General features: G+C 54.3%; 10 protein-coding genes. 3 read left to right on the top strand and 7 right to left on the bottom strand.

The genetic code is table 11. From position 1 onward, the window contains the following. Positions 1–224: 224 nt before the first annotated feature. On the bottom strand, positions 225–1,262 hold the full coding sequence (locus OU800_RS12360) for a DNA-binding protein (RefSeq protein WP_268177575.1): 1,038 nt from the start codon (positions 1,260–1,262) through the stop codon (positions 225–227). 182 nt (positions 1,263–1,444) lie between these two features. Here OU800_RS12360 and OU800_RS12355 point away from each other — a divergent pair, with 182 nt between their 5' ends. After that, a complete protein-coding gene (locus OU800_RS12355) occupies positions 1,445–2,425 on the top strand; it encodes a site-specific integrase (RefSeq protein ID WP_061239408.1) in 981 nt (326 codons plus the stop codon). Between the two features lie 84 nt (positions 2,426–2,509). Beyond that, positions 2,510–3,022, top strand: a complete 513-nt coding sequence (locus OU800_RS12350; RefSeq protein WP_041769451.1) for an NADAR family protein — start codon at positions 2,510–2,512, stop codon at positions 3,020–3,022. Position 3,023: 1 nt separating this feature from the next. Here the strand turns inward: OU800_RS12350 and OU800_RS12345 are convergent, their stop codons facing one another. The 6 genes from OU800_RS12345 to OU800_RS12320 form a co-directional block, all read right to left on the bottom strand. Further along, a complete protein-coding gene (locus OU800_RS12345) occupies positions 3,024–4,091 on the bottom strand; it encodes a PfkB family carbohydrate kinase (RefSeq protein ID WP_013715604.1) in 1,068 nt (355 codons plus the stop codon). 28 nt (positions 4,092–4,119) lie between these two features. Then, positions 4,120–5,163, bottom strand: coding sequence for a hypothetical protein (locus tag OU800_RS12340; RefSeq protein ID WP_041769452.1), 1,044 nt, complete (start codon positions 5,161–5,163; stop codon positions 4,120–4,122). 5 nt (positions 5,164–5,168) lie between these two features. Beyond that, entirely contained in the window at positions 5,169–7,064 is a 1,896-nt protein-coding gene (locus tag OU800_RS12335; protein WP_013715605.1) for a hypothetical protein, read from the bottom strand. Further along, a complete protein-coding gene (locus OU800_RS12330; RefSeq protein ID WP_041769453.1) occupies positions 7,057–8,175 on the bottom strand; it encodes a phosphoribosyltransferase-like protein in 1,119 nt (372 codons plus the stop codon). Before OU800_RS12330 ends, OU800_RS12335 begins: the two co-directional genes overlap by 8 nt. Beyond that, entirely contained in the window at positions 8,172–10,103 is a 1,932-nt protein-coding gene (locus tag OU800_RS12325; protein WP_013715606.1) for an HAD family hydrolase, read from the bottom strand. Before OU800_RS12325 ends, OU800_RS12330 begins: the two co-directional genes overlap by 4 nt. Positions 10,104–10,256: 153 nt before the next feature. Further along, positions 10,257–11,153: a hypothetical protein gene (locus tag OU800_RS12320; protein ID WP_041769454.1), complete on the bottom strand. Its 897-nt coding sequence runs from the start codon at positions 11,151–11,153 to the stop codon at positions 10,257–10,259. Between the two features lie 214 nt (positions 11,154–11,367). On the opposite strand from OU800_RS12320, the gene OU800_RS12315 reads away from it, so the two are divergent. Continuing rightward, on the top strand, positions 11,368–11,757 hold the full coding sequence (locus tag OU800_RS12315; protein ID WP_049792475.1) for an antitoxin Xre/MbcA/ParS toxin-binding domain-containing protein: 390 nt from the start codon (positions 11,368–11,370) through the stop codon (positions 11,755–11,757). The last annotated feature ends 50 nt before the right edge of the window (positions 11,758–11,807 follow it).

Below are 11,807 nucleotides of genomic sequence, written 5' to 3'. Positions count from 1 at the left end.
GCTTTGATTCGGCGATGGCCATAGATCCCATTCAACTCATGGTGGATGGTGCGGTTCCCCTTGCTCAGACGCCGATTCGCCATCTCTCTCGCCAAAGGTGGACGCTGCCAGGCATAAAGAACTACCTCACCGCCGGCGTGCTGAAATTCCCTTGCCTGGCCCGCGAGCATCTCTCGCAATTTGTCTTTCGTTGGCATTCATGTCCTGTTACGGGCCAATAGTTGTCACTTAGCCGAGGACTGATTAGGGCAGTCGCCTGTACTAACTCTTTTAAACGCCGGCTCTTGGACTGGCGGTGGCAAATGTCCAAGCGCCTTCAATTGGGCAGTAGCTTTGGCTAGCTGTTGCTCCAGGGTCTGTACTTGCTCTGTTTGCACCGTGCGGGCCTCATCGAGTTGAGCCACCTCTCCCTGCAGGGCCTGACATCGCTGCTCCAGCGTTTCATTCGTACGCCCCATACTGGTTAGAGCGCTCTGAGTGCTCACCAAAGCCTGATCCCTCTGCGAGAGGAGCTGCTCCAGTGCATGCTGATCCTTCTGATGCTGCCGCGCCTCGGTGACCATTCGTGCATTGTCACGGTTCAGCTGAGTCAACTCGTCCTGCTTGATCATCAGCGTTTGTTGCAGCTGGCGTACCTCGGCCTGAAGCTGGCTGATCTGAGCGTCGTGGCGGCGCTGCTCCTGTTCTCGCTGTTCCTTGCTGGCTTGGCGGTAATGCTCCATGCCGTCACGAGCGTGCTGATGCATGTCCTCAAGCGACTGAATGCGCTCATCGCGCTCTTTGACGCGCACCTCCAGATCCCGAAGGGATTGAACCATTCGAGCGTTGTCGATTTCGATAACTTGCCGCTGTTGCTGTTCTCGAAGAGCCAGCTCCTGAGCTGCTTGTAGCTGCTGCGCCAGGCTCGAACTCTGTGATTCGAGGTCTCGCATTCGGGCCTCGAATACGGCCGACTGCTGCTGTACCGCCGAGCGTTCGCGCCTCAGCGTTTCGTGGGCTTCGACCACGGACTGCTGCGCCTCTTGTTTCAGTTGGTCCAGCAACTGTCCCATCAAATTTGTCAGCGGTCCACTCAGCGAATCCCCCGACAAGGTCGGCTCGCTCTCGGCCTCGAGCTCCTTCAGATAGCGGTGGATCGTGCTCTTGGAGCCGGTGTTACCCAGTTCGATGCGAACCGCATCGATGCTGGGGTAAATGCCGCGAGCTAGGAGGTCATTCCTGGCTTTCTGCACGACAGCTTTGTTGACGCCACCGCGGGCCATAAGTGGGCCTCCTGACAATTTCGTTCTGTGGTATGTACTATGTAGATACATGGCACTTTATCAAGAATTTTATTTTTGTTCTGCTTCTATTCTAGAATTGGGTAATCACGAATTATCCAAGGTGAAGCGGCTTTTTCGTCGTTTGCCAGTCGCTCACCGGTACACCAGGGGGATAGGCCCAGATGAGCCAGGACATCGAGCGGTACCTGCAGGCCGGCACTCGCGCCAACACGCGGCGCAGCTACCAGCAAGCGCTCGAGCACTTCGAGGTGACCTGGGGCGGCTTTCTGCCGGCGACCAGCGATGCCATCGTGCGTTACCTGGTCGATCACGCCGCCACGCTGTCCAGCAACACCCTCAAGCTGCGTCTGGCAGCGTTGGCGCAGTGGCACACCAGCCAAGGTTTCCCCGATCCGACCAAGACCCCGCTGGTCCGCCAGATCCTCAAGGGCATTCGGACGCTGCACCCACGGCAGGAGAAGCAGGCCGAGCCGTTGCAGCTCCTCCAACTTGAGCAGTGCGTGCAGTGGCTGTCGCAGGCCGAGGGGAGGGCACGAGCGGAAGATGACTGGCCGCGGTTGCTGCGCTGTTGCCGCGACCGCGCGCTGATTCTGATTGGTTTCTGGCGGGCGTTTCGCAGCGATGAGCTCTGCCGCCTGCAGGTCGAGCACATCCAGGTGCGGAGCGGGGAGGGGATGCAGCTCTTTCTGCCGTGGAGCAAAGGCGACCGGGACAGCCATGGCCAAACCTTCAGCGCGCCGGCGCTGGCCAAGTTGTGTCCCGTACAGGCCTACGTCGACTGGATAAGCGTGGCAGGTATCGCGAGGGGGCCGGTGTTCCGCAGTATCGATCGCTGGGGCCATCTGGGTGAAGAAGGCCTGCACCCGAACAGTGTCGTTCCGCTCCTGCGCGCCGTCCTACAGGCGGCAGGGCTGCCAGGGGAGCTGTACAGCAGCCATTCGTTGCGCCGTGGCTTTGCCACCTGGGCCACGCGTAATAGCTGGGACCTCAAGGCGCTGATGCAATACGTCGGCTGGAGCGATGGCCAGTCGGCCTTGCGCTATGTCGAGAGCGTCGGGGTGTTCCCGGGACAGCTGAGTACGCCACAGCTCATTCTCAGCGCCGAGAATCCGGAGTTAGATGGTCCAGCGGTGCGGACTTGAAAAACAACGTTTGCGTTCTAGCGTGCCGCTTTGGCAACCCATATGCTTGGCCTCAGGCCGATAGTCATTAGGTGAGGAGCAGTAATGCAGGAAATTCGGTTCTACCGTGCAAATGAAAAGCCTTATGGGGCCTTAAGTAACCTGTATAAGCGCGAAGTGTTGTTTGAGGATGTCGTGTATCCCACCTCCGAGCACGCTTACCAAGCGGGCAAGCCTCGCAAGGAAGCCGTGCGGGATTGGATCCTTGCGGCTCCATCGCCAGCGCTAGTGGCAATGGCTGCTCACGGTCTTTACTGGTGGGACATTCGCCCGGGCTGGTCGAAAGTTAAATTTGAGCGCATGCGCGCTATTCTCTTGGCCAAGTTCACTCAACACGAGGATCTGAAAGCGCTCCTGCTTTCTACCGGTGAGGCCCGACTCGTCGAGTCGGCCACTGTTGATAACGAGGTTAACAGGACTTGGGGCGAGGTCAATGGCAAGGGCAAGAATATGCTCGGAGTGCTGCTGATGGAGGTTCGCGACGAGCTTCGCAAGGCAGAAGCAAAGCCCGTAAGGGCTGTTAAAAAGCCGCGGAAAGCTGCTGTGTCAGTCGACTAGATCAGCGGGCCTGACAGCACACTTCAAGTGGGTCCGTGCTACTGACCGCGATGGCGTGTGTCTTCTGCCGGGCAAGCTTCCCGAGTTGCGAGGCTGTCGCTGTTTCGCTTGCCTGATTGTCGCGGCCAGTGCACAGCTGCTGGGCGAACGAAAGAATCTCGTCGGGTGTAAGAACCCTCAGCAACCCTCGAGCGCCACGGGTTAGACAGTTCATTGAGGAAAGCGCCTGACCAAACGACAGCGCGTGTTCCAGCTCGCTTTCCTTGAGGTCACTCCAGTCGTGCACTCGGTTTTGCTGTAGGGAGTACACCAGTCCAGCGGTGCACCAGTCACCTGCTCCTGCAGTGTCTGCAACCTCTGGTAGGGGAAAGGCTGATAGCTGGCGCCACTCGCTGCCGGAGACCGGACTACGGAAGCGCAGCCCGCGTGGGCCTAGAGTCTGGATCTCAACCAGAATGGAGCTGGGGAGTGGTCGAGAAAACGAATGGAAGCGCTCATCCGCGTATTTGATGATGTGGACGTTCTGCAGAATTGCGGAGAAAAGATCTTCATCGTCGCCGGCAGTAGAAGGCTCGAATACGACCAAGGCTCCAGATTCGTAATAGGACTTTGCTAGCTCATAACCTGCCTTGGTAGGCCGATCGAGATAGAAGACATCGGTCTTTGATTGCCCCTGCAAAGCTTTGTTGACGATGCGGTCGTCACACTCGACTATGGGGTAATGCTTCTTCCCACAGCAGGGGCAGCTGAAGCTGAAACGGTGTGTTGGAGAGCTACTGCTTTGAGGCGCTAGCTGATGCTGGTAGATCACGTTCGTGCGTTGGGAACTGGAGATATCCACGAATCGTAGATCTGCCCCAATGGCTTGAAGCTCATTGCAGAGTCGTTCGCCGGCAGGGTCCTGGCCAAAGCTTGCAACAGGCGTAGCGGCCCAACCCAAGGATCCCAGGATGGACAAAACGTTACCTGTCGACCCACCCAGTGCAGAACCCAAGCGGCGAGAGTCCGCTCCTAAAATCACGTCCAGGGCAAAGAGCCCAGTACCGACAATTCGATTCTGCTGCCACATATTTTCTCCTCCCCATCCTGGAGAACCCTTACGGACGGCGTAACCAAGCGTGCCACATACGGTCTGGCTTGTCTTTTGAGACCTGCGGAACCGTCTGCTGTTCACATCGGTAACCCATCGTCTCAGAGTATACCACTGGCAAATCTAGCGATATGGCGGCAAATAGCATGCCGAGACTCCCCATCTTGCTGCCGCTGGGCGACAAAATGGTGCGTGGAGGCGTTTCACCAAAGCTCTTGAGGGCGGACTCCCGCCCATTGTGAATGCGCTCAATCGTCGCAAAAACGTCCGTCGGGTCCGACTCGTGGGCATAAATAATGTCTAGGAGGTTCACGTCCCAATCTGTAAGGATCAAGTCATGGAACTCCCGCATCAGCTCATCTCCGCGGCGAGGATCTAAGGCAGGAAAGGGCAGGATTGGTGCGACCTCCTGCGGCCGTTCTTTACGAAAAATGCGGTCCAATGAATCCCGGTTTTTTTCGGAAAGTTGAGGAATCCAAAGCTTGATTGCTTGGATCACCTCATCGGTATCCATGTCCGCCTGGAAACCATGCATGTACTGCGGAGAGTCCGTGTACATTGCGGTTGTCTTGAGGGGGGAGACGGCGCGATCAGCAATCACTACATGAGCATTTGTCTTGCTCTCGTACGCCTGTTTCACCAAGGGAAAACATACGCCTCGGGACATGGTTGTTGCGTCCACAATTACATCGGTGTAATCGTTTGCCAGCCATTTGGCGAAGGTCGACGCTGCGTTTCTGCCGGCAATGCTGGCTGTGTCTTCGGCGATAATGGTCACGGCTTCAAAGCTAAGGCTGTGCTGGCTCAGGATCTTCTCCAGCTCTTCTCGGATCTGATCCGCAGACTGCTCAAGGATCGGCGAAACTTCGGGGCGCTTTTCGATCAGGAAGAGAAAGTCAAAACACTGCAGGTCGCAGATCATCCTGGGGAAGTACAAGCACGCGTCGTTGAAACCGAGCGTGCCCACAAAAAGCGCTTTTTTGGCCAAGGTGAAGTAGCCATTGAAAAAGCCGAGACACTCCTCAGAGTCCTTATGAGTAATCAACTTCACAATGCTTACTCCTTAAGCAGAGACTGCAGGCCAGAGAGAGTGTCCTCAATGAAGCCACCGCGGCGCAAAGTCAAACCATAGGCGATGCTTGGAATTGCTCCGATTTCCAAAAGGCACCAAACACGCCCTTTACATTTATATTGAGGGACGAAGACTAAGGCCTTATAGGCAAATGCGAAATGCAGAACACGAGTAAGGCGTTCAGAGCGAGCAAGCACCTTGTCCATTTCTTCCTGAGGAATACCAATAGCATTGGCGCCATGGTCAAGAGGGGCATTGGGCAGTAGCGTACGCTCCACACAGCGAGACGCCATTCCGTGTATGAGATCTTTGACCAAGGCATGATATGGGAAATCCCATTCGTCCATGATCTTCGTTGAAAGCTTGCGCAAAGCATCATGTTGCAGCTTCGCCGACAGTTCTGGCTTTTTATTTCTAACGACTCGCATAATAAGCTCGTCGATAAGGGAGCCGGATAGGCGGATGAATTGTTCAATGTTGTTGTTGCTTGCGTCTGCGAGCTTGTCCATCCCAAAGTAATAAGGCCGCCCAAACTCATGAAATAATTGCAGGCGGGCACCTTCGAGCAGAGAGGGGCTTACAGTGCGATCACCTGTAATCGGCTCTTCCGCTGGCTCATCATCCAGCAGGCCAAGTTGGGGGGTTCTATTCCATTCACGCTTGAGTAAAATTCGAAATGCAGCAAGCGCCTCGTCGGGTGGTGTCTTTTCTGGAACGCGCGCGCGCAAAGAACTAATCACAGACTCAGAAAGCTTCGACTCCCGCTGGAGGCTATCTACAGATTTACGAAGCTGCTCAAGTTGGGAGGCAGTCAAGGTCACGCTGTTGTGATCAAGGACACTGGATAGGGTTTTAACAGAGCGACGCGAAAGGTCATTTATTCCACTCAGATACCGAGTACTGATATCTCGGGCCACACCTATAAATCGCTTATTGCGATGGCTTGGCTGCATCAATTTGAGGATGTAGTCCCGCCCACCAGTTGTGCCCGGTCGGTGTTCGCCTTCCTCTATCACGTCTTTAGCCATAGCATCCCGGTAGTCTTCAGGCGACACAACATCAGGACGGCACATTACCCAGCGGCCAATTTTTATGTTGCGCCGCTTAAGCCAATCGCGGAGTTGTGCAAACTGAAGCGGGTGAAGCTCATGCGCGTCATCGACTATTGCCATAGGCAGTAAGTCTACATATTCATCCGACTTTCCAGTTAGCCAGCCTTTTATCCTGAAAAGCTCTATATATTCAAAAACGTCATATGTCTCGTTTATGATTTCAGCCAAATCTTGCTCGCTGGGTGCTACTAGCGCGGTTATCACCTTGAAGACTGCGAGCTCTATTCGCCGCGCATGTTCACGAAACTCTCTTGGCGAGTCGGCCTTAAGGACTTTTCGCGCAGATTCCGAGTCGCTACGCGTCACAATCACAATTTGCTCGAGGTCTATTTCCTCGACGCTTTCGAGTTGCCTAAACCACCCCAGCACTGCCTTGGACTGCACATAGGCCCGCAGAAGCGTTGCCCGAATAGAGTCCGAATAGGGCAGATCCCAAATGCTTCGGAAGTTAGTGGTCATCGGCAATCGATAGGCCAGCAGCGACGGTGCTCCATCTCGCAAAATTTTGAGCTGAGCAAGTGCTATTGCTAATTCCTTATTGATCTCCACTGGGTCGCGCGCAAGCGTGGCCAAAGAGTCGAACTCAATGATTCGGGCAATTGTGGTCTTCCCGCACCCAGGAGTCCCAACGACAATGCTGAGCTTTTCCAGTAACTCCGTACCGTCTTGTGTGAAGAACTCCACCAGCGGAGCATGGCTGACAAGAGGGAGTAGGGTGTTTGGCTCGGCCACATACTCAGTGGCGCGCTTTTTAAATGGATTATCCATTAGTCGAGTGCCGTTTGCGTCGAGCGAAAAGGGGCTTCATTTTGTGTTGGCCTTCAGAGCCGCTATTAGGCGAATCAGCCCATAGCAAGGCAATTGAATTGTTTGGCGTATTGTGTTCAAGGACTAAAGGGAGCCCGCAATTTCTATACCCAAACCAGATGTCGTTCCCCACATGCTTATCTTCAATACCCTTGTCGTAATGAGCTTTGATGAGATCTATTAGCTCTGGAGGGGGCGTGTTGTCATTAACGACAATGGACTCTGGAAGCACATAGGAATATGTGGCGCTGTAGCTGAATTCCTCATGGCTCTCGCTAAAGCGCGCAAGTCGATCGTTGATCGTTTTTTCGGCTTGGGACGAGGCTAAATAATGGTGAGTATACAGGTGGCAATTTTTGGCGAGGATCTGGCCTACTTTTGCTTTGTTAGTATTGTAAAATTTGCTTATTTTCCCCTTCCACTCTCCTTTTTCCTCATCGAGGCGGAGCAGAGAATCACCTGAGCCAGCAAAGTCGTCTACCAAGCATACGGCCTCAAAATGTGGTGTCTCGTCTTTATATTCTTTTTCTATCAACCACTCCGTGAGCTCTTTTGTAAGGTTTTCCCATTTCAGGTCCGACATCTCACTGAAGGGCACGACTTGCTCATTGGATATCTTTCCTTCGTTATAACGGCGGAAGACATCGATGCGCGCACCATCGCTCAACCCTACGAAGATAGTTCGGCGACGGAGAAGCAGTAGTCGACGTTCTGCGGCAGCATCCGTCCAGGTCTCGTAAAACTGGACGCCCAGCTCCTTCGCAACTTGCTTGCGCATGAGCCTGTCCAGTTCAGGCATCATCAAGCTTACGAGGTGATGCATCTCGCGCTGAGTGATGTACACCAGTTGCTTTTTAATAATGCTGAAGGCAACACGACGCTGGGCAACCTGCCGGAACTGACTAAGCCAGTTCAATAAGGCAACATGGAATCGAGAGGCTGGCTGAAACCCTTGGTAGCCATCGTACTTATGGGTGATCATCAACTGAAGAGCGGAGAACTCTTCCGTTGCCTCCTCGTCACTCCAGTCCAGCTGTTCAGCTAACAACCTCAGGGCAATCTTACTCTTCAAGCAACACCCTCCTTGGAAAACCGAAGCTCAAAACCTTTGTCAGTTTTCTGCAGGAAATCTAAATATTGTTGAGTGGCCCCTGCTTGACTAGCGCCCGGAGACGCGAGGTTCCAGCACGAGGTCAACGATGCAGAAACACGGTCGGCGCTAAGGCTGCAGCCCTTGCTAAGTAACTCGTAGTCGTTACCTTCTTCATCGCCACTGTCTCCTAGACGCAAGGCTTGGGTAAGTGGGTCAAAACCAAACCGTTCTGCAATCGCCCGTACCACGTTGTTCTTACTGGTACGGCTATCCAATACGTCGATCGAATGGCCAGAGCAAAAAACTCTCCAGTCTCCGAGTCCTTCGGCATTGAGACGTGTACGCAGTGCCAAGCGGAGTTTTCTGGACTCCTCTGGACTGGATACTTTTATGGTCAGTTGTCCGCCTCTTACAGTATCCTCAAAGCTTTTCAAGCGAGGGTAGTAAGCAGTTGTTTTTAGCCAGCCCAAAAGGCTCAGAAAATCTGTGTTCGGTGTTGGGTGCTCGACTTTTACTTCAAGTGGTTGAAGTAGCGAACCACCGTAATAACCAACCCAAATTGCTTTGTGATACTCCGTAGGGAAAGCCTTAATAAGGTCGTCCCGAAGCGATCCACCTCGACCTGATGCGATTGAGAAGATGAGGCCATCATCGATCAGTTGGAGGATCCGCTTTGCTATGCGCGGGCACATGCCGCTAAAACGATCCTCTGCATTACATAATGTGCCGTCGAAATCACTGATGATTGCTTTGTAGACGGCTCCTTCCAGCTTGCCTTCATAGATCTTTGCCGCTACCTCAGCTTGAACCATCTCTTCTGATGAAACGCTTCGATGGTCGAACTTTCGGCGAGCCGCAAGCGAGTAGCGGTTCTCCGCTTGGCTCCATCCCTTGAAATATTGACTGCTATCCAGTCGGTAAATTTCCCGGCCAAAAGTAGGAACCGTGGGTTGCCCTGGATCGCGGTCTACCGCTCGGGCGATGGCTTCGGTTAGAAGAGTGGCCATAACTAGCCCAGAAACAACCAATTCATTCGGTTCGACACCAGGAATCTCAAGCTTAAACGTCAATATGTCCGTGGGGAAAAGAGCTAGAGTCGCTTCAGCCAGTTCCTTAGAGTCTGCACTATAAGCGGCAATGACGGCTGTACCGTCAGCACCATCCGCCAACTGTAAATGGCGGCCATGAGCGAATTGACGATAGTCTGCGATCTCGACCTTGGCCACTGCGGACTCGGAGAGCTTAGATTCTAAATCGATAGCAAAAGACTTAGTCATTGGATCGTGCAGAACGATGAAGTTACGTCCGCCCATCGCTTTGACTGTCACATCGCTACGCCACTGATCCCGGTACCACTGCAATCGGTCTACATTAAACAGCTGCGCTAGAAACTCACGACTGGTATCCTCAGGGAAGAGCGCCCTGTGCAAAAGCAAGACTGTTGCGATCAGACTGTTCGTTGCTAAATAGCCATCTTTGCCCCAGGGCATCTCATGCGAAAAGATTCGTGTTGCCCGGTTCTCAACAGCGCGCCTGGTCAGCGGATTGTCTTTGGTGAGAGTGAGCGCCGCACACGTCATGTCCGACTGCATTGCGTACGTCGCTGCGGCCAGAACATCTGGATTGCGGCCCTCTGCAGAAAGCAACATGACTTTTGAGGTAGGAGTGAACCTGGCTTTGGCCGACAGTTCCATCGGGGTCAGCGCACGGGTAGGAGAACCATGTGCGATCTCTCGTAACTCAGCTGCTGCGAACGCTGCTGAATATGAGCCTCCGGAACCAATGAAGCAGGCGTATTCACCGGTCCATCTACTCAAGTACCGATGGAGGGGTAACACGACTTGCTGCGTTGCCCACACATAGGTCGCATGAATAGCATCAAGCTCCGCATGATATGGTTTTCCCACTTACCACTCCTTCCTTGCCCGTCGACCAGCTGCACTAGTGGCACCATGCCTGTCTTCATGCGTTAGAGCAATGGTACAAGCCCATCGAGGTGCAATATTGGCTGGCCCAGAGAAGTTGCCGTAGCTACACCGCCAGCGATCTTCCTGCTGCGATTACTTTCGCGGAGGGAACATCAGGTCACCGTGCAGGGTACAGACAAGCCGATGGTCTAGCACATGGAACAATGCAGGGTTCTTATCGTCTTGGTCACCAACAAAGAAGAGATAGCTGCGCGATGTTTGCTTGGCTTTCTTGGCGTCCATGCCCTCCTTGCGGGCTACTTCTAGCTCATTCCTGAGGCGCGCGCATGCTACCGCTGACCACTCGCGCCAGTGGACGAGCACTTGGTAAGGCGAAAGCTCTCCTTCTACCCATTCCCCCGCATTGAGCGAGATGGTCAGGTGCTCGGGTGACTCGATGGCCTGTGACCATGCCAACTCGCCATAGAACACACGCGCTTGGGCAAACCGCTCAAAACCTTTAGAACGAAGTTTTTTGAAGGCGGTTTGATAGGTCGTCGGGGCGACGCCGGGGACTTCAAGCGAGAGATGCCTATCGTAGGGGAAGCGCAAAAATGCACGGCAGATCGGGCGAATACTGTTGGCTGCGCGCCGTCCCTCTCTGCGAGCTGTGTTGCCCGTTGCGTCCTGCTGACTAACGCTCTGCGTTCGTTGTTCCGTGCGAGGCAAGGCGGGGTCTACGATCGTTCGAGCATCAATCAGTTGTAAGCGGGCGGGGGACAAACCAGGGGAGGTCTCCAACTCGTGTTGGACACTTCCACGCTTGCCGCGAGCAATGACCTTCTTTTCTACCTCGACCCCACAACCCTGGCCGTGAGGGTCGAGAATAAAAAAGTGGGCACGATATAGATTCTCCGGCCGGTAAGAGCGCGGGAACACTTGGGTATTGCACCCGCTGCACAGGTACCCATCCGAGTTAACTGACGCCAACAGCTTGAGGTCTTCGGCCTCTACAATTTCCTGTGTAACACGATCACGAGCGTTGTCCATCACGCTTACTTCTCCATGGGTTGTGGGTATTCGCCTTATTCTCCGCCCAGCATACTGTCCGAAGAGATTGAGCTGTGAGGCAGTGTCGCAAAAAAAACCTGCGGTCCGCGAGCGGTCTCAGCGCACGAATGAACCTCCACATAAAGTGCTGGACGGTCCATTAATTAACCAGCGCCGATGTCGGGCTGGTGCCAACATACAACCAGAGGTTGCCATGATGAAAAGTCTTATCGAGCGACTTGGGCTGCCCCAAAGCCATAAGAGCCTGCATCAGGCGACCATGGCAGGACTCCCGGTTGAGCTAACCACGCGTTTGGCGGAAGAGCTGGGTATTGGTTCTTGCCTCGTGGCAGGCTGGATCGGCATCACTCCAGCGGCTTCCCTCATGACGCCTGCGGAGGGCGAGGCCTTCTGTCGGCTCGCGAATCTTGTCGACATGCTTCGGAACGTCTTGGAGGCAGATCAAGCCGCAGCGACTCGCTGGCTCACGTCGCCAAATATTGCGCTAGGAAACGTGCAGCCCGTTTCCCTGTTGAGCACCGAGTTCGGTGGCCGAGCTGTACACCAGGTGTTGCTCTCTATTGAGTACGGACTACCGGTTTGACTGACTCGCTGCTTTTGCTCTCGGTCAAGAGATCTTAGGCGTTGGCTTGC

The sequence above is a fragment of the Pseudomonas sp. GOM7 genome (genome assembly GCF_026723825.1).
Lineage (GTDB): Bacteria > Pseudomonadota > Gammaproteobacteria > Pseudomonadales > Pseudomonadaceae > Aquipseudomonas.
The sequence above is the reverse complement of the archived record's forward strand: the minus strand, read 5'-3'. Positions and strand labels throughout refer to the sequence as shown.